We start from the raw sequence: 17,974 nt of genomic DNA, 5'->3' as shown, positions 1-17,974 counted from the left end.
TTTCGAATGAGGTACGAGGAGAAATCTTCTTCGCAAGGCAAAACTGGATGCAAGTCGCAGAAGATTTCTCACTATCGTTCGAAATGACAGATACCAGACCACTATCTATTCATCAACCTCGCCACATACTTCCCAATTATATCAAACTCCAAATTCACAAATGAGCCTACGCGCACGTGCTGCAAATTGGTATGTTCAAAAGTATAAGGGATGATGGCTACGGAAAAAATATTAGCAAAGGAATTAACAACTGTAAGGCTGATACCATTTACACAGATAGAGCCTTTCTCAACAGTAACATTACCCACAGCGGCATCATATTCAAAAGTATATCCCCAGCTGCCGTCAAGCTCAGTAAAAGCCACGCAGGTAGCAGTTTGGTCAACATGCCCCTGAACAATGTGCCCATCAAGGCGCGCATTCATTTGCATGCAGCGTTCCAGGTTTACCAGATCTCCGGTTTTTAATTCACCTATATTGGTTTTATTCAGTGTTTCCTCAATGGCAGTTACGGTATGTTTGCCATCGGCCAATGCGACCACCGTTAAACAAACGCCATTATGCGCTACTGATTGATCGATTTTTAATTCAGCTGCGATAGCTGATTCCACTGTAATATGCAGGTTGCCATGATCGTGTTGCAGATCGGTTACCTTACCTAAAGTTTCTATTATTCCTGTAAACATATGCCCCCTTGCCCCCTAAAGGGGAAATTTTTGAAGCACAAATTTAGTTATTTACATATGAGTTTATTGTAAGCTATATAAAATGACACTACACTAATCAAAAAACTCCCCTTTAGGGGCTGGGGGCTAAAACTAATGCTGATACTTTTGGTTTTGTTACTTTAGTCATAACTATAACCTACCATGCCCAAACAAAGCGCCGGAATACTCTTATATCGAAAAATAAATAACATATTACAAATCTTCCTGGTACATCCCGGCGGACCGTTCTTTAAAAACAAGGACGAAGGCAGCTGGACAATACCCAAAGGCGAGTTTTTGGATGATGAAGAACCGCTTGCAGCAGCTAAACGCGAGTTTCAGGAAGAAACCGGTAAGCGGGTTGATGGCGACTTTATCTCCTTAGGATCTATTAAACAGAAGAGCGGCAAAACAGTGTATGCCTGGGCAATTGAGGGCGACATTGATCAAGAAACTATTGTAAGTAATGTTTTTGATTTGGAATGGCCTCCCCGGTCAGGGAAAATGATTTCTATCCCTGAAGTTGACAGGGCAGATTGGTTTGATATTGATATCGCGAAGCAAAAAATAAACCCAGCGCAAGTGCCTTTGATAGAGCGGCTAAATAAGCTATGAACTAAATATTAAATGATTTGTAACGTTTTTGTGTTTTTAACTATCTTAAGTGAAAATTCTAAACTATGAGGAAATTGTTATTGATCTGCTGCATATGTTTAAGCTGTTTGTTTGCCAATGCGCAATTAAATAAGGAATTAACCGATTTCCAAACCTATTCCAGGGAAATGAGCCAAAAGGTTAGCGAAGCTTCCAAAACGAAAAACAATGAAGCCGGAATTGCTGAAACCAATGAATGGCTCGATCATTATAACAATCTATCGCCTGAGGCAAAGAAAAGCATGATGGACTTTACCCAAAACATGTACTATAACCTGGCATGCTTCTCATCGCTGGAAGGAAAAAAGGCTGTAGCAATAATTTACTTTAAAAGATCAATAGCTGAAGGTTTCAGCGATTATAAACACGCATCAGTCGACAGCGACCTCGATAATATTCGTAATGAATCTAAATTCAAAGACGCCCTTCAACAACTGCATGACAAATTTGACTATGGTTATATATTAAAGCAAGCGGGCCCCTATACCAACTCAACTGCTGCTTTGCCAGCGTTTACTTATCAGTCATCATCTGCACCTGAATTGGTTGAGCTAAAAACCAAATTTAATCTAGACTCTGTGAGCGGTAACGGCGATGAGATAAGCAGGATGAAAAACCTGTTACACTGGGTACATAATGAGATCAGGCATGATGGAAATTCAGGTAATCCTAAATCAAAAAACGCTGCGGACCTGATAGCTGTCTGCAAAAAGGAAAATCGCGGTGTCAATTGCCGTATGATGGCTACCACCTTACGGGATGTTTACCAGGCCGAAGGTTTCCAGGCAAGGATAGTGACCTGCATGCCTAAAGACACGAACGATTTCGACTGTCATGTAATTAACGTGGTATGGTCAAAAACATTAAATAAATGGTTATGGATGGATCCTACCTTTAACGCTTATGTTAGCGACAGCAAAGGCAACTTGCTAAATATTGAAGAGGTTAGGGAACGGCTGGTTAAAGGCAGTGATGACCTTGTATTAAATGATGATGCCAACTGGAATAACAAGGAAAAAGAAACAAAAGATTATTATTTAGGCTATTATATGTCGAAAAACCTATACTGGATTAAATGCTCTGCCAAAAGCGAATGGGACCTGGAAACGCGCAAACCCGGCATGGCCTCAATTGAATATATTAACTTATATCCGGGCAATTACACTACCATATTTCAACCAAAGAAAGCTAACGGTGATATGGTAGAATATGCTGCTAATAATCCAGTCTATTTTTGGCAAAAACCGCAAATCATTAACTAACATAATAAATTTCAGATCCTCTCCTTTGGCTGTATTAGGAGAGGCTTTTTCTGTTCTTTACCCAATTACTGCTTTCTAAAGGAACACCATTGGTTAAATTAATCTTTTTCTCGCCTAATAACTTTTCCATAACCAAAGCAGCAATCAGCGCTTTATCCTCGTTATCTGTTTGTAGTACTTCGGGTGTAAAGTATTTCTTTACAAAATGAGTGTCGAAATTACCCGAGATAAACGCTTCATGCTGCATTACAAATTTACCGAACGCTAATGTAGTTGTGATACCGGTAATGCTGTATTCATCAATAGCGCGAATCATACGTCCAATAGCTTCCTCCCTGTCCTTGCCGTAAGTGATCAGTTTGGCTATCATAGGGTCATAATAAATGGGTATCTCCATACCCTGCTCAAAGCCATCATCAACCCTAACACCCGGTCCTTTCGGAGTCATATAGGTTTGCAATGTACCTATATCCGGTAAAAAATTATTGGCCGGATCCTCGGCATAAACACGCAATTCTATGGCATGGCCTTTTATTTCCAGGTCTTCCTGCTTAAAGCTGATGGCTTCGTCACGGGCTATCTTTATTTGTTCTTTTACCAGGTCGATACCTGTAATAAGTTCAGTTACCGGATGCTCTACCTGCAGGCGGGTATTCATCTCTAAAAAGTAGAAGTTTAGCTGGTCATCCATAATAAACTCCACGGTACCTGCGCCTGTGTAATTAACCGAACGCGCTACATCAACCGCGCATTTACCCATTGCGCTGCGGATCTCAGGTGTTAATACTGATGACGGCGCTTCCTCGATAACTTTTTGATGCCTGCGTTGCACTGAGCAATCACGCTCAAACAAATGCAGGATATTGCCGTGAGTATCGCCCAAAACCTGTATCTCAATATGCCGTGGCGATGAAACATAGCGCTCTATAAACACCGACCCATCACCAAATGCTGAAGTAGCTTCCGATACAGCCAACTGCATCTGCTCTTCAAAATCAGTAACGCTTTCAACTATGCGCATACCTTTACCACCGCCACCCGCGGCTGCTTTTATCAGGATCGGAAAACCAACCTCAACAGCACGTTCCTTGGCATCGTTTATATCTGTAATGGCTTCCTCCGTACCGGGAACCATTGGTATATTATATTTTAAGGCTGCGGCTTTTGCCGATAGCTTGTTACCCATTATCTCCATCGCCTCGGGCGATGGACCTATCAATATCAGTCCTGCTTCCCGCACCTGTCTTGCAAAGGCTGCATTTTCCGAAAGGAAACCATAGCCCGGGTGTATCCCCTCCGCTCCTGTTTTGCGGCATGCACTAATGATCTTATCCCCCACTAAATAGGATTGATTAGATGGCGCTTCACCGATATGCACCGCCTCATCCGCATAGCGCACATGCAGCGCGTCACGGTCGGCATCCGAGTAAACGGCAACCGTTTTAATACCCATTTCCCGCGCTGAGCGCATAATTCTCAAAGCAATTTCGCCGCGATTAGCAACCAGTATTTTTTGCATAAAGTAAATGTAGGAAAGAATCAGGAGTTAAGATTCAGGAATCAGGATTTTCTTTTTTCCCGGATTAAGTTTTCCGAATCCGTCAGTAGAACAGCTTCGGGCGAAAGCAGGCAAAACGATGGTGGCCCTGTGCGTAGCAGGGCATAGCATATTTTTACAGAAGCGTGGGCCTTGCGTGTAGCAACAGCGGGGTAAAAATATAACAGCCCCGGTTTTGCCTGATTTGCAGGGTAAAGGCTTTGTGCGGCAAAGAAGCATTTCTACTGACTTGATTTTTTGTTTCTTTTGTATCAAGACAAAAGAAATAGGCCTTAGCGGCTATGAGCGATACCATGCGACTCAACAGATATTCAAATCTGCAAGTCCGCTCTGTACAGTCAGGGATTGCTTCGTTCCTCGTAATGACGCTGTACAATTTGATAGTTTACATAGTATTTAATTATACAAGTTCATCCACCAAATACAAAATCGACTCATAATTCTCATTCACGGCCTGCGAGAGGGCCATTTCACAAGTTTTAGTCGATGAATAATACCCATCATATTTATGCTCACAAACCTCCAAAGCTTCGGGCATAGTAGCTGATTCTGTTAGTTCAGGAAATAAAAAGCCCCTGTCGCCAGCCATACCACAACAACCTGCATGCAATGGTACAGTTACTTTCGCTGCAAAGTAATTTGCCAAATGCACAAACTTATCCTGTGTATGCATTTTTTGCAATGAGCATACCGGGTGCAATACAATCGAACCTTTTTTTGCTGATACCTTTAACTGCGGCATTACCATATCATGCAGATAATCAACGCTATCAAATATATGCAGTTGATCATATTTTAGTTTATTATCAGCATTAAGCACCGGTCTTAGGTTTTTAAGCGAATAGGCGCATGAACTTACATCTATCACAATTTTTGTTGCGCCTTGCTTACTATCAACCCAAAGCTTTTCAATTATAGCATTGGCCGTATAAGCATCCTTATATCCTTTTGACGAGAATATCTGGCTACAGCAACTACCTGAAATATTTTTTGGTATCTCTACCTTAATCCCCGCTTTAGCAGATACGCTCAGGAAAGTTTCCATTATATTCTTCTTACTACCATTACCACTACCCAACATACGCGAAATACAGCTTGGGAAATACAGCACCTTATCTTTAACATTTGCCGGGTTATCTATTTTTTTTAATACTGACAAATCAGGCGGATAACTGATTTGCTCCGTCCATAAAGGTATCCCGCCAAACAGCTTTTTCATGCCGGATGTAAGATTGGTCATTGTACGTTTACCAAACAGTTTATTGACACCGGCACCTGCTTTTAATGCAAATCGGGCCAGCCAAACAGTAGTTTTAAAGTTTTTAGCAATAATTAAGGCTACTTTATTAGCAAAACCAGAATGGTTTTCTCTCCGTAAACGCTTAACCAGTTCACCTGTATTGATATCAACCGGACAGGCTGTGGCGCACAGGCCATCAACAGCGCAGGTATCCAAACCATCGTATTGATACTGGTTCAGCAGGATTTCATAATTTTGTGTATCCCCGCTTTGCTGCATCTTTTTCAGCTCTCGCCTTATGACTATTCTGCGCCGTGGTGTAGTGGTTAAATTACGGCTGGGGCATTTATGCTCACAGTAACCGCATTCGGTACACTTATCAACTTCTTCTTCAACCGTTGGCAGCAGCTTTATATTTTTTATGTGGACTTCCTTATCATCATTAATAATAACACCGGGATTTAGCAATCCTTTAGGGTCGATGGCTTGCTTCAATTGCTTCATCAGTAAATACAGCTCGCCGCCCCATTCAGTTTCTACAAAAGGCGCCATGTTACGGCCAGTACCATGCTCTGCCTTTAGTGTGCCTTCATGTTTATTAACTACCAGCTCCACCATTTCCTGCATAAAGCGGTCGTAGCGTTCAACTTCGCTTTGATCATTAAATGATGGGGTGATCAAGAAGTGAATATTACCGTCTTTGGCATGCCCGAAAACAATAGCATTGTTGTACTCATATTTTTTGAATAGCTTGTGCAGATCGAGTATTGCATCACCCAGTTTTGCTACAGGGAATGCTACATCCTCCAAAATCACAGTTGACCCGCTAACCCGCACTGCTCCAACTGATGGAAACAAGCCCTTACGGACTTTCCAATAGTAATCCTGCTCTTTAGGATCGCTGGTAAAAACAGGGGCCTGTAGTAATGCTAAGGATGGCACAACGCTCAAAAAGTCATTAACCTTTGCTTCCAGTTCCGCATAAGTACTTTCCTGGAACTCGATCAATAATGCAGCCGCATTCTCCGGCAGATTTTTAATAATCTCCGGCAGATCAGGTAAATGTTCAATGGCATAAAGTGATGCCCTATCCATTAGCTCAACCGCCTTTGCACCGGCATCAATTAAAGGTACCAACGCCTGGCACGAGGTATATATATTGGGGAAATATAATAGTGAGGTCGATTTATATTTATAATCAGGGATGGTTTCCAGTACCGCTTCGGCTATAAAAGCCAGCGTGCCTTCGGCGCCTATCAGCAAATGCGCTAAAATATCAAGCGGGTGCTCAAAATCAATAAATGAGTTGAGCGAGTAACCTACTGTGTTTTTCTGCTGATATTTTCTGCGGATCTTATCATACATGCCACCGTTTGCTGTTATTTCTTTTTTAGTTTGAAAGATGACTTCGCATAAATGCGTGCATTCAGTAGTAAAGCGAGTATAATCTTCTGGATTCTCGGTAGTAAACAGCTTGCCATCAGGTAAAATAAAGCGGATATGCTTTACAGTATGATAAGAATTTAACTTTACCCCGCAGCACATGCCGCTGGAGTTATTAGATAGTATGCCGCCGATCATAGCTGAATTAATACTCGCCGGATCAGGACCGATTTTACTTTTAAAAGGTTTAAGATAGGAGTTTACCATAGCACCGGTAATACCGGGCTGCACACGTACCAAAGCCCCATCAGCTTCAATATTCACCTTATCCCAATATTGGCTCAGGTCGACCAAAATGCCATCAGTAATGGATTGGCCGGATAAACTGGTGCCACCGGTACGGAAAACTACAGGAATATTATGCTGATCGGAAAACTTAAATAAAGCGATGATCTCCGCCTCATTTACAGGCTGCACCACAGCTTTGGGTACCAGCCTGTAAAATCCGGCATCCGAAGCATAAGAAACCAGGTCTATCAACCTGGTTTTTATTCGTTTCGCCGGTAATACTTCCTGTAATTGTTTGCCTATGTCCATCCAATAGCAATATTACAATATTTATTACGATGGCATATAATCAATAGTAAAATCTACTATTGCCCCCTCTTTAGGAAGCTGGGGGGCTCCAGGCCTTTAAAACTTGTTTTGAAGTACCCAAGCCTTCAATACCCAGTTCCACAACATCGCCGGCTTTTAAATATACAGGTTCAGGTTTCATTCCTAGCCCCACTCCCGGAGGCGTGCCTGTTGAAACAATATCGCCCGGCAACAGCGTCATGAACTGACTGATATAATGCACCAGGAAAGGCACATCAAATATCATGGTTGAAGTACTTCCATTCTGCATAGTTTTGCCGTTAACTGTTAGCCACATATGTAAGTTATTTACATCTCCCAGCTCATCTGCAGTAGCTATAAATGGCCCTACCGGCGCAAATGTATCGCAGCCTTTTCCCTTATCCCACTGGCCACCTCTTTCAATTTGGAACTCACGTTCGCTATAATCATTGTGTAAGCAATAGCCCGCCACATGATCCAGTGCGTTTTCCAGATCAACATAACTTGCTTTTTTGCCGATCACAAAAGCCAGCTCAACTTCCCAATCAGTTTTTACACTGTTACGTGGGATAGTGACATTATCATTAGGCCCGGTTAGTGCAGTTGTAGCTTTAAAGAATATGATAGGCTCTGCAGGTATCGGCGCATTGGTTTCCTTAGCGTGGTCTGCAAAATTAAGACCGATACATACAATTTTTGATGGCTTAAACACCGGTGCACCTAAGCGTACATCCTCAGGTAATTCTTCCAATTCGTTTTTATGTGATGCTATATATTCACTTAACTTTTGCAAGCCATCGCCGCCAAAAAAATCTTCATCATAATCTCCTGAAAATCCAGGCAGAGCGTATTTTTTATCATCAATTATTACACCCGGTTTTTCTTGTCCCGGGTTACCGTATCTTATTAATTTCATAGGTAAGTTTTAGTTGTTCAGTTTAGTAAATCCACCGTCAATGGCATAATCGTTGCCGGTAATAAATGAGGCCTCGTCAGAACATAAATATAATGCCAAATAAGCCACTTCTTCGGGCTTTCCCATACGGCCAATAGGCTGTGATGCCTGTAATTTCTTAAACATCTCTTCTTCTCTGCCCGGGTAGTTCTTGGTTAAAAATCCATCCACAAAAGGCGTATGCACCCTTGCCGGCGAAATAGAATTACAACGCACGTTATAACTCAAATAATCCCTCGCAACAGAAAGAGTCATGCCGTTTACTGCACCTTTGGTCATACTATAAGCAAAGCGGTCTGTTATACCTACCAGCGATGCTATTGAAGCCATATTTAATATCACACCACCTTTCTTTTTCAGGTGCGGAATAGCAGCGAATATGGTATGGTACATACCCTTTACATTCACCGCAAATAAGCGGTCAACAGCTTCAGGGGTAACCTGCTCTATATTGCCAATATGGGCAATACCTGCATTATTCACCAAAATATCCAACCCCGATTCTGCTATAATCTCTCCTATAACGTTATCAACCTGCTCTTTTGATGAAATATCACACTTTTTAAATGCGGCTTCGCCGGAGGCATCTGTAATTGCCTTTACCGTATCTTCCGCTCCTTTTTCATCCACATCAATAATATAGATTTTAGCGCCCTGCTGTGCAAATATGGTGGCTATCGCCCTGCCAATCCCGCTTCCACCGCCGGTAATTACCGCTACCTTGTTATCAAGCTTAAACATATAATTCTATTGTTAATTGTTCACGTAAAGGTGTAATAAAATGCCTCAAATTTTAGGAGACCCAAAGTATTGCATCTCTACAGTTTAATTAATTGGTGCAATTTATAAACGACAAATCTAATTCAAACTTATTTTATATCAGTTTTTATCTTAAATATCATCTTGGCTAATTTTGATACAATCTTTGCATAAAAACATAGCTTTTAACTCACATTCTGAACAAGGTCAGATAGCATAAAAAAGCCTCCTTGTTTAAAAGGAGGCTTTAAGCATTATATTAATATTATGATTACCAAACTTGCGCGCGCTCGTTCTCAGGGCGGTAAAGTTTGTCGCCGGGTTTAATATCGAATGCTTTATAAAAAGCAGGCGTATTATATAATGGCCCGTTAACACGGTACATCTCAGGCGAGTGCGGATCGGTGTTGATACGGGTACGCATTCTTTCATCACGATCTTTTATTCTCCATATCTGGGCAAATGATAAAAAGAAACGCTGATCGGGTGTTAAGCCGTCAATCTTTTTATCGCTTTTACCTTCAGGTGTATTTTTAAATGCCTGGTAAGCAATGGTTATACCGCCTAAATCGGCCAGGTTTTCCCCTATAGTTAATTGGCCGTTTACATGCAGGCCATTCAGTATAGTGTATTTATTGTATTGATCAATAACCACCTGTACTTTCTTTTTAAATTTAGCGGCATCTTCAGCTGTCCACCAGTCTTTCAAGTTACCATCTTTATCATACTGGCGGCCCTGGTCATCAAAACCGTGGGTCATTTCATGGCCGATAACCATACCAATAGCGCCATAGTTAATGGCATCATCTGCATCCTTATCAAAGAAAGGATATTGCAATATACCTGCCGGGAAAACGATCTCATTAAATGTAGGGTTATAGTAAGCATTTACTGTTGGTGGAGTCATACCCCATTCGGTTTTATCAACCGGCTTACCCGCTTTTTTTATCATTTCCTTATAATCATGTGCTGCTATGGATTCCTCATTGGCATAGTAAGTATCCTTATTGATCGCCACATCATCATACTTTTTCCATTTATCAGGATAGCCTATCTTTTTGGTGAAGGCGTCCAGTTTTTCAACTGCCTTTTTCTTGGTAGCCGGGCTCATCCAATCTAGGTTCTGGATACGCTCACGATAAACGCTTTGCAGGTTGTTTACCAGATCAAGCATACGTTTTTTAGCTTCCGGTGTAAAATATTTCTCTACATAGATCTGCCCTAATAGCTCGCCCAATCCCCCATCTACTGATTGAACAATTGTTTTCCAGCGCTCATGCTGTGTTTTTTGTCCGTTTAGTATTTTGCCTGAGAAATTGAAATGAGCATCCCTGAATGGTTTGCTTAACAATGTTGATGCACCGCTTAATGCATCAAAAGTTGCTTTATCTTTCCAAACATCTATCGGCGTGGTTTTTAATAAGCCATTAAGTGCTATATAATATTTAGGCTGACCAACTAATACGGTATCAGTTTTCAAATCCATACGGCCAAAGGCATCCTTAAGATCGATATCAGGAACCTGTTTCTGGAAATCAGTTAGCGTGAATTTATTGTAATTCTTAACCGGATCACGTAGCTCAACCGGTGATAAATGTGATTGTGCAATAGCTGTTTCCAGTTTTAATACGCCTGCTGCTTTTTTGCTGGCAGTAGCGGTATCAACACCTGTTAACGCAAACAATTTGGCAATATATTTAACGTAAGCGGCGCGTATTTTTACCGAAGCGGTGTCTGTTTTAAAATAATAATCACGCTCAGGTAAACCCAAACCTGTTTGGTCAAAATGGGCTGCATTTTTATTGCTGATCTTATCATCAGGCGATACATAAAAACCGAACAGGAAACCATCCCCGGTTTTAAAGCCATCAGCAGCTAATTTTATCAGATCTTTATAATCCTTAACTGCATTTATTTTAGCCAGTTGTGGTTTTATCGGGTCATACCCTAACTTTTCAATGGTAACGGTATCCATACCGCTTTTGTACAGGTCGCCTACCTTTTGCTCATTGCTGCCTGCAGCGTTATCTTTTGATGATACATCGTCCAGTATCTTGTGCAGGTTTTTCTCATTATCATCATATAATGTATAAAATGAGCCCCAGCCGCTTTCTGATGCCGGAATAACTGTATTTTTCATCCAGTTACCATTGGCATAGTTAAAAAAATTGTCACCTGGTTTTACGGTTGTGTCCATACCTGTTTTATCAAAAAACACGGTACGTTTAGTGGTGTCCTCACCACCTGATTGATTTTTACTGGTGCATGATATCGCAAGGAGCGCAGGCAAAGCCAGTAACATATAAGAATGTTTTTTCATTTATAATAATTTGGTCTGTTAATTTAGGATTGTAAAATTAATTTTATTAACTAGAAACCAAGTATTTTCAGGATAATTTTTATGCTGATTTTAATACTTTAACTGTTGAAACTAATAAAATCTATACTAATTTTGACTGATGCTCCAAGTTAGTGAACTATTTATTTACCCCATAAAATCATTAGGCGGTATAGCGCTTAATAAAGCAGTCGTAACCGAAAGAGGTTTTGAGTACGACAGACGCTGGATGTTGGTTGATGAGAATAACCGTTTCCTATCCCAAAGGGAAGTTGCGCAAATGGCCTTGCTGAAAGTAGATTTAAAGGATAACGGCTTGCAGGTCACCTACTCAACAGGCGAAAATATACTGATACCTTTTGAGCCTTTAACTCATGAAACCTGCCAGGTTGTTATTTGGGACGATACCTGTACAGCAATTTATGTAAGTAATTTGGTTGACGAATGGTTTACAAAAGTACTCGGCATCCCTTGCCGGCTAGTTTACATGCCCGATAATAGCAAACGCCAGGTTGATGAAGGATATGCCCCAATTGGACAAATAACTTCCTTTGCTGATGCTTATCCATTTATGATAATAGGACAGGCAACATTAGATGATCTAAACAGTCGCCTTGCCGAGGCATTGCCTATGGACAGGTTCAGGCCTAATATTGTATTTACGGGCGGCAAAGCGTTTGAAGAAGACCTATTAGATAATTTTACCATTGGCGATATTCGTTTCAATGGTGTTAAATTGTGCGCACGCTGTATATTAACCACTATTAATCAGGATAATGCAGTAAAAGCAAAAGAGCCATTAAAAACACTGGCTGGTTATCGCAGAAAAGACAATAAAATCTACTTCGGGCAAAATCTTATACATACGGGCAATGGAACAATTAAAGTTGGGGATGCAATTGGGGTAATAAATTACCATTATAATAATGAGAAGTTCCTGGTATAAGGTTTCGAGCTCCTCAAAATTGCCCTTTTTAACCAATAGTATCCGCAGTATTAAACCATTAAGCAATTTACATAACTAATTGATTAATATATATTTATGGCATTGTTTTTGAAACCTATTACTCGATTATATCGTAAATACGCTCTCATTTAACAAAAGATCATGAACTCAATAAATACTTTATTTGCACCGGTGCTAAAAGCAGTTGCTGCACTTGCAAACAACGGTGGCTTATTCAAAAAAAGGATAAAAAAACCTTTTGATCCAAAGATCACTATGGGTTTTAACTATATGCTGGGCATGTAAATTATAATTCGATCTAAAAAAATATAAATCTGATCTTATCTGATACTTGGATTATACATTTGCAAGTCAACACAAATCTTTTACTATATTTGGATTTGTATTTTTAAAAAATGTTATCAAAAAAAACCAAGTACGCTATTAAAGCTTTAGTTGTTTTGGGGAAAAATATGGACAAACCGCCCATGCAGATCTCAAAAATTGCCGAAGAAGAGCGAATACCAAAAAAATTTCTTGAACAAATACTATTAGACCTCCGCAATGCAGGTTTCCTTTACAGTAAAAAAGGTGCAGGTGGCGGCTATAGTTTAAATAAAGACCCCAAAGACATTTTCCTGGTAAGTATAATGCGCATTACCGATGGCCCTATTGCCATGGTACCCTGCGCAAGTCTTAATTTTTACCATAAATGTGATGAATGCCACCAGGAAACTACCTGCGGCATAAGAGATGTATTTGTTGAGGTGCGTGATGCTACCTTGAAAATATTATCCGAAACCAGCATAGCCGATATTATAAATCGGGAAACAACGCTGATATCTAACATTTAAACTATGGAGCCAGGAGTCAAGAACCGAGAATCAAGAGCTTTTTAACGCTATCTTGAATCATGACTCTTGAATCTTAATTCTTGACTCTTTTTAATAAACATTTTTTTGTAAAAAATCATTTTTTTAATTAAAAATCCAGTAATTCCCTATACTATATGTATATTTGGGCGTGAAAATAAATCATACTAATTGCCCTTGCTGTAAAATTAACTGCTATTGCTGTATGAACAGCGATAACCCATTGCTATAAGAGGAAAATAAACAGATACTATAACGCCTCTTTAGCCTTAAAGCCAAAGAGGCGTTTTTATAATATAATAAATACAAGAACATGCAGAGTTTCAGAACGGAACTGGAGAACCCGATAGTTGAGCAGGATATAATAGATCTTGAGAAAAAGATAAGAGCTTTTCGCGAAGGAAAGATACACGACGAAAAATTCAGGAGTTTACGTTTGGCCCGTGGTGTTTATGGTCAGCGCCAGCAGGGTGTACAAATGGTACGTATTAAATTACCCTTTGGTAAGATTACTTTCAAGCAGTTACTGCGTATTTCTGATGTATCGGATGAATACGCCAGCCGCAACCTGCACTTAACCACCCGTCAGGATATCCAGATACATTATGTAAGCCTTGACAGAACGCCTCAATTATGGGCCGAGCTGGAAAGAGACGATATTACCCTGCGCGAAGCCTGCGGTAATACCGTAAGGAATGTTACGGCCTCTCCTACTGCCGGTATCGATCCATTGGAACCGTTTGATGTATCACCTTATGCGCATGCAACTTTTGAATACTTTTTGCGTAACCCTATCTGCCAGGATATGGGCCGTAAATTCAAAATCTCGTTCTCATCAAGCGATCAGGATACTGCCTTCGCTTATGTGCATGATATCGGCGCTATCCCTAAAATAAAAGAAAACGGAGATCGTGGCTTTAAGATATTTTTAGGTGGGGGTCTTGGCGCCCAGCCTATGCTGGCTCACCTTGTTGAGGAGTTTTTACCTGAAGATCAGCTTATACCTTATATAGAATCAATTATCCGCGTATTTGATCGTTATGGCGAACGTAATAACCGTAACAAAGCACGCTTAAAATTCCTGATCCAAAAGATAGGACTGGATGAAGTTGTTCGTTTGGCTAAAGAAGAACGTACTGCTAATAAAGTAAAAACATACGTGGTTAACCGCGATACTATAGATCTGCCGGTATTACCACAGACAACAGAATATCCTGAAGTTACCATCAGCAACCCGTTGCGCTATGAGCAATGGTTAGCTACCAACGTATTTGAGCAAAAGCAAAAAGATTTTTACGGTGTATATATTAAAGTACCTGTTGGCGATATTCCAACTGACACTGCCCGCAAACTGGTTGATATTTTAAGACCATTAGTGGCTGATGAGATCCGCATCACCCAAAACCAGGGCTTACTGTTAAAATTTGTTCGTAAAGAAGCATTGCCTGCTTTATATAACGGCTTAACCGAACTGGATCTGTCAGCTCCGGGCTTTGATAGCCCTGCTGATGTAACCACCTGCCCGGGTACTGATACCTGTAACCTAGGTATCTCAAACAGCATGACCTTATCAAAGGTATTGGAAGACCTGATCTATAACGAATACGAGGAATTTATCTACAACCGTGAGATCAAGATCAAAATAAGCGGTTGTATGAACTCTTGCGGTCAGCATGGTTTGGCACATATTGGTTTCCACGGCAGTTCATTAAAAGCCGGAACAAGGGTACTGCCATCAGTGCAGGTATTATTAGGTGGCGGAACTGTTGGCGATGGTATTGGCCGCGCTGCTGATAAAGTGGTTAAAGTGCCTGCAAAAAGGGCTACCGATGTTTTAAGAGCCGTTTTGGATGATTTTAAAGCAAATTCAATTGCTGATGAAACCTTCCATAATTATTATGACAGACAGGGTAAGGATTATTTTTACCAGTTATTAAAACCATTGGCAAACCTTGCTACGTTGACTGAAGATGAATTTGTTGACTGGGGTCACCAGGAAACATTTGCTACCGCGATTGGTGTTGGTGAATGTGCCAGCGTTATAATTGACCTGGTAGCTACATTATTATATGAGTCTGACGAAAAAATGGGCTGGGCCAATAAAGCATACGAAAATGGTGCATGGGCCGATGCTATTTATCATTCATACAATGTATTTATCACTTCTGCTAAAGCTCTATTGCTAGATAAAAGTATCAGCAGCAGCACACAAGCCGGTATCATCCGCGAGTTTGATGCTCATTATGTTGATAAAGGTGAATTTGCAATCGACGGTTCATTTAGCGACCTGATTTTACAGATCAACAAAAATGAGCCATCGCACGAGTTTGCAGCAAAATATAAAGCTGCCGCCGAAGAATTTTTAGGTGCAAGCAAGGTTAAAAGAGGGGAATTGGTATAATAATGTCAGCTACTGAAATAAAGAAACTGGTTAAAGAACCACGCATTACACTAGTTGGCGCAGGCCCGGGCGATGCTGATCTGATAACCATAAAAGGCATTAAAGCTCTTAAAACTGCTGATGTGGTTTTATATGATGCCCTGGTGAATGAAGAGCTACTGGAATTTGCCCCTGAAAATGCTGTTAAAGTATATGTAGGCAAACGCAGTGGCGACCACTCCTTCTCTCAGGATAACATCAATAAGCTGATGGTTGATTATGCCCTTAACTATGGCCATGTGGTACGCTTAAAAGGCGGCGATCCATTTGTATTTGGTCGTGGTTATGAGGAACTGGATCATGCAGCATCATACAGCATTCTATGCGTAGTTATTCCGGGAATTTCCAGCTCGATAGCTGTTCCCGGCTTACAAAATATCCCGGTTACTCACCGCGGTTTAAGCGAAAGCTTTTGGGTAGTTACCGGCACTACTGCCGATGGCCGTATATCAGCCGACCTATACCAAGCTACCCGTACCAATGCTACTATTGTTGTATTAATGGGCGTACATAAGCTAAAGGAAATTACACAGCTGTTTAAAAACGAAGGCAGAAACAAACTGCCCGTTGCTGTGATCCAAAGCGGATCAACCGAAAACGAAAAAGTTGCCATTGGCATTATTGATACCATTGTGGATATTGTTGAAGAGAAGAAAATATCATCGCCTGCACTTATTGTAATTGGCGAGGTTGTATCTTTACACCCTATGTTCCAACCTATCAGGGAATTTTATGACATTGTTGCCGAAGGATAGTAGTTTAAAACTAATTCAGGATGATAATAGCGAGGGCAATCAATTGTTCCCGGTATTTATTAAACTGAATGAATTGCATACGGTGCTGATCGGTGCGGGTAATGTTGGTTTGGAAAAATTGACAGCTATCCTCAACAACAGTCCGCTTGCAAGAGTAACCGTTATTGCCAAAACTTTCGTGCCCGAGATTCATACTTTAGCCGGTGAGTTTGATGATCTTACCATCATCCAAAAAACATTTGCCGAAACTGATCTTGACAATGCCGATCTGGTAATTGCCGCTACCAATGATAACGAACTGAATACTTACATCCGCCAATCGGCACATGATCGTAAATTACTGATCAATGTTGCTGATAAGCCGGAACTTTGTGATTTTTATCTGGGATCAATCGTTCAAAAAGGTGATCTGAAAGTGGCCATATCCACCAATGGTAAATCACCAACGGTAGCAAAAAGATTAAAAGAAGTTTTAAACGAAGGCTTGCCTTCTGAATTGGACGTTACCCTGCAGCAAATGAGCGAACTGCGCAATTCGCTTTCTGGCGATTTCGCTTTCAAGGTTAAAAAATTAAACGAGGTTACTTCAGTATTGGTTGGTAAAAAACCGGAAACCAATAAAAACCTGATATGGCTAATTTGGAGTGCTATTATATTAGCTATAGGCATTTCAGCCGTGGCATTATGGTATAAAGAACCGACCTTTAAATTATACGTACAGGAAATTCATCCTGTATTTTATTATTTCCTGGGAGCCAGCTTTGTTTTCGCGCTGATAGATGGTGCTATCGGTATGTCATATGGTGTAACTACCACTTCATTCTCACTTACAATGGGTATCCCTCCTGCTGCAGCAAGTATGGGTGTGCATTTGTCAGAGATCATGAGTAACGGTATCGCCGGGTGGATGCACTACCGCATGGGTAATATCAACTGGAAGCTATTTAAAATGTTACTGATACCTGGTATTATAGGTGCTGTTTCAGGCGCGTATATACTTTCATCGTTAGAGCATTACAGCCAGTACACCAAGCCATTTGTATCGTTGTATACATTAATATTAGGTTTAGTGATCCTGTCGAAGGCATTTAACTTAAAACGTAAACGCGGCACAGAAAAAATAAAAAGAATCCCCCTGCTTGGTTTAGGTGGTGGTTTTATTGATGCTGTTGGCGGCGGCGGCTGGGGATCAATCGTGTTATCCACCTTAATAGCCGGTGGCCGTAACCCACGTTTTTCATTAGGTACAGTTAAATTATCACGTTTTTTTATAGCGCTGATGAGTTCGCTTACCTTCATTACCATGCTTAACGGTAACCATTGGGATGCTGTAGCAGGCCTGGTTATCGGCAGCGCGCTGGCATCGCCTATCGCAGCTAAAATATCAAATCAGATATCAACTAAAGCTATCATGGTATCGGTTGGGATAATTGTAATATTGATCAGTATTAAAAGCATTTTCGCTTTTTTAGTTAAAGTAATTTAAA

Annotated in this window: 14 protein-coding genes; 8 read left to right on the top strand and 6 right to left on the bottom strand. The window is 40.7% G+C overall.

From position 1 onward, the window contains the following. Positions 1-101: 101 nt before the first annotated feature. Complete coding sequence (locus tag BLU33_RS09765; protein WP_091371726.1) at positions 102-686, bottom strand: riboflavin synthase; 585 nt, start codon at positions 684-686, stop codon at positions 102-104. Between the two features lie 183 nt (positions 687-869). Between BLU33_RS09765 and BLU33_RS09760 the strand changes: the two genes are divergently transcribed. Then, on the top strand, positions 870-1,322 hold the full coding sequence (locus tag BLU33_RS09760; protein WP_091371724.1) for an NUDIX domain-containing protein: 453 nt from the start codon (positions 870-872) through the stop codon (positions 1,320-1,322). A 65-nt stretch (positions 1,323-1,387) separates the two neighbouring features. Then, complete coding sequence (locus tag BLU33_RS09755; protein WP_091371722.1) at positions 1,388-2,623, top strand: TPR end-of-group domain-containing protein; 1,236 nt, start codon at positions 1,388-1,390, stop codon at positions 2,621-2,623. A gap of 34 nt (positions 2,624-2,657) precedes the next feature. On the opposite strand, the gene accC is transcribed toward BLU33_RS09755, so the two are convergent. The 5 genes from accC to BLU33_RS09725 all read right to left on the bottom strand — a co-directional run bounded on the left by accC (position 2,658) and on the right by BLU33_RS09725 (position 11,456). Beyond that, positions 2,658-4,142 carry an acetyl-CoA carboxylase biotin carboxylase subunit gene (gene accC / locus BLU33_RS09750; RefSeq protein WP_091371720.1) on the bottom strand — a complete coding sequence of 495 codons (1,485 nt, stop codon included), beginning with the start codon at positions 4,140-4,142 and terminating at the stop codon, positions 2,658-2,660. A gap of 439 nt (positions 4,143-4,581) precedes the next feature. Then, positions 4,582-7,401 carry an FAD-binding and (Fe-S)-binding domain-containing protein gene (locus tag BLU33_RS09740; RefSeq protein WP_091371715.1) on the bottom strand — a complete coding sequence of 940 codons (2,820 nt, stop codon included), beginning with the start codon at positions 7,399-7,401 and terminating at the stop codon, positions 4,582-4,584. 70 nt (positions 7,402-7,471) lie between these two features. Continuing rightward, positions 7,472-8,338: a fumarylacetoacetate hydrolase family protein gene (locus BLU33_RS09735; RefSeq protein WP_091371713.1), complete on the bottom strand. Its 867-nt coding sequence runs from the start codon at positions 8,336-8,338 to the stop codon at positions 7,472-7,474. Positions 8,339-8,347: 9 nt separating this feature from the next. Continuing rightward, a complete protein-coding gene (locus tag BLU33_RS09730; RefSeq protein ID WP_091371710.1) occupies positions 8,348-9,118 on the bottom strand; it encodes an SDR family NAD(P)-dependent oxidoreductase in 771 nt (256 codons plus the stop codon). Positions 9,119-9,407: 289 nt separating this feature from the next. Beyond that, positions 9,408-11,456: a M13 family metallopeptidase gene (locus BLU33_RS09725; RefSeq protein WP_091371708.1), complete on the bottom strand. Its 2,049-nt coding sequence runs from the start codon at positions 11,454-11,456 to the stop codon at positions 9,408-9,410. Between the two features lie 139 nt (positions 11,457-11,595). On the opposite strand from BLU33_RS09725, the gene BLU33_RS09720 reads away from it, so the two are divergent. The 6 genes from BLU33_RS09720 to BLU33_RS09700 all read left to right on the top strand — a co-directional run bounded on the left by BLU33_RS09720 (position 11,596) and on the right by BLU33_RS09700 (position 17,973). Continuing rightward, on the top strand, positions 11,596-12,420 hold the full coding sequence (locus BLU33_RS09720) for an MOSC domain-containing protein (protein ID WP_091371706.1): 825 nt from the start codon (positions 11,596-11,598) through the stop codon (positions 12,418-12,420). A 162-nt stretch (positions 12,421-12,582) separates the two neighbouring features. Beyond that, positions 12,583-12,726: a hypothetical protein gene (locus BLU33_RS25070; RefSeq protein ID WP_157682103.1), complete on the top strand. Its 144-nt coding sequence runs from the start codon at positions 12,583-12,585 to the stop codon at positions 12,724-12,726. A 110-nt stretch (positions 12,727-12,836) separates the two neighbouring features. Next, entirely contained in the window at positions 12,837-13,274 is a 438-nt protein-coding gene (locus BLU33_RS09715) for an RrF2 family transcriptional regulator (protein WP_091371704.1), read from the top strand. A 331-nt stretch (positions 13,275-13,605) separates the two neighbouring features. After that, a complete protein-coding gene (locus BLU33_RS09710; protein WP_091371702.1) occupies positions 13,606-15,693 on the top strand; it encodes a HEPN domain-containing protein in 2,088 nt (695 codons plus the stop codon). A 2-nt stretch (positions 15,694-15,695) separates the two neighbouring features. Continuing rightward, a complete protein-coding gene (cobA, locus tag BLU33_RS09705) occupies positions 15,696-16,487 on the top strand; it encodes a uroporphyrinogen-III C-methyltransferase (RefSeq protein WP_091371700.1) in 792 nt (263 codons plus the stop codon). After that, positions 16,465-17,973: a TSUP family transporter gene (locus tag BLU33_RS09700; protein WP_091371698.1), complete on the top strand. Its 1,509-nt coding sequence runs from the start codon at positions 16,465-16,467 to the stop codon at positions 17,971-17,973. The genes cobA and BLU33_RS09700 overlap by 23 nt, the downstream gene beginning before the upstream one ends. Position 17,974: the final 1 nt, after the last annotated feature.

This window comes from Mucilaginibacter mallensis, assembly GCF_900105165.1.
In the GTDB taxonomy this organism is placed as follows: domain Bacteria; phylum Bacteroidota; class Bacteroidia; order Sphingobacteriales; family Sphingobacteriaceae; genus Mucilaginibacter; species Mucilaginibacter mallensis.
This window is presented reverse-complemented; position numbering and strand designations above follow the sequence as displayed.

Bases quoted from the DNA above. Each gene is read 5' to 3' on its own strand.
- BLU33_RS09765 (WP_091371726.1), bottom strand. From the start codon at position 686: ATGTTTACAGGAATAATAGAAACTTTAGGTAAGGTAACCGATCTGCAA.
- BLU33_RS09760 (WP_091371724.1), top strand. From the start codon at position 870: ATGCCCAAACAAAGCGCCGGAATACTCTTATATCGAAAAATAAATAAC.
- BLU33_RS09755 (WP_091371722.1), top strand. From the start codon at position 1,388: ATGAGGAAATTGTTATTGATCTGCTGCATATGTTTAAGCTGTTTGTTT.
- accC (WP_091371720.1), bottom strand. From the start codon at position 4,142: ATGCAAAAAATACTGGTTGCTAATCGCGGCGAAATTGCTTTGAGAATT.
- BLU33_RS09740 (WP_091371715.1), bottom strand. From the start codon at position 7,401: ATGGACATAGGCAAACAATTACAGGAAGTATTACCGGCGAAACGAATA.
- BLU33_RS09735 (WP_091371713.1), bottom strand. From the start codon at position 8,338: ATGAAATTAATAAGATACGGTAACCCGGGACAAGAAAAACCGGGTGTA.
- BLU33_RS09730 (WP_091371710.1), bottom strand. From the start codon at position 9,118: ATGTTTAAGCTTGATAACAAGGTAGCGGTAATTACCGGCGGTGGAAGC.
- BLU33_RS09725 (WP_091371708.1), bottom strand. From the start codon at position 11,456: ATGAAAAAACATTCTTATATGTTACTGGCTTTGCCTGCGCTCCTTGCG.
- BLU33_RS09720 (WP_091371706.1), top strand. From the start codon at position 11,596: ATGCTCCAAGTTAGTGAACTATTTATTTACCCCATAAAATCATTAGGC.
- BLU33_RS25070 (WP_157682103.1), top strand. From the start codon at position 12,583: ATGAACTCAATAAATACTTTATTTGCACCGGTGCTAAAAGCAGTTGCT.
- BLU33_RS09715 (WP_091371704.1), top strand. From the start codon at position 12,837: ATGTTATCAAAAAAAACCAAGTACGCTATTAAAGCTTTAGTTGTTTTG.
- BLU33_RS09710 (WP_091371702.1), top strand. From the start codon at position 13,606: ATGCAGAGTTTCAGAACGGAACTGGAGAACCCGATAGTTGAGCAGGAT.
- cobA (WP_091371700.1), top strand. From the start codon at position 15,696: ATGTCAGCTACTGAAATAAAGAAACTGGTTAAAGAACCACGCATTACA.
- BLU33_RS09700 (WP_091371698.1), top strand. From the start codon at position 16,465: ATGACATTGTTGCCGAAGGATAGTAGTTTAAAACTAATTCAGGATGAT.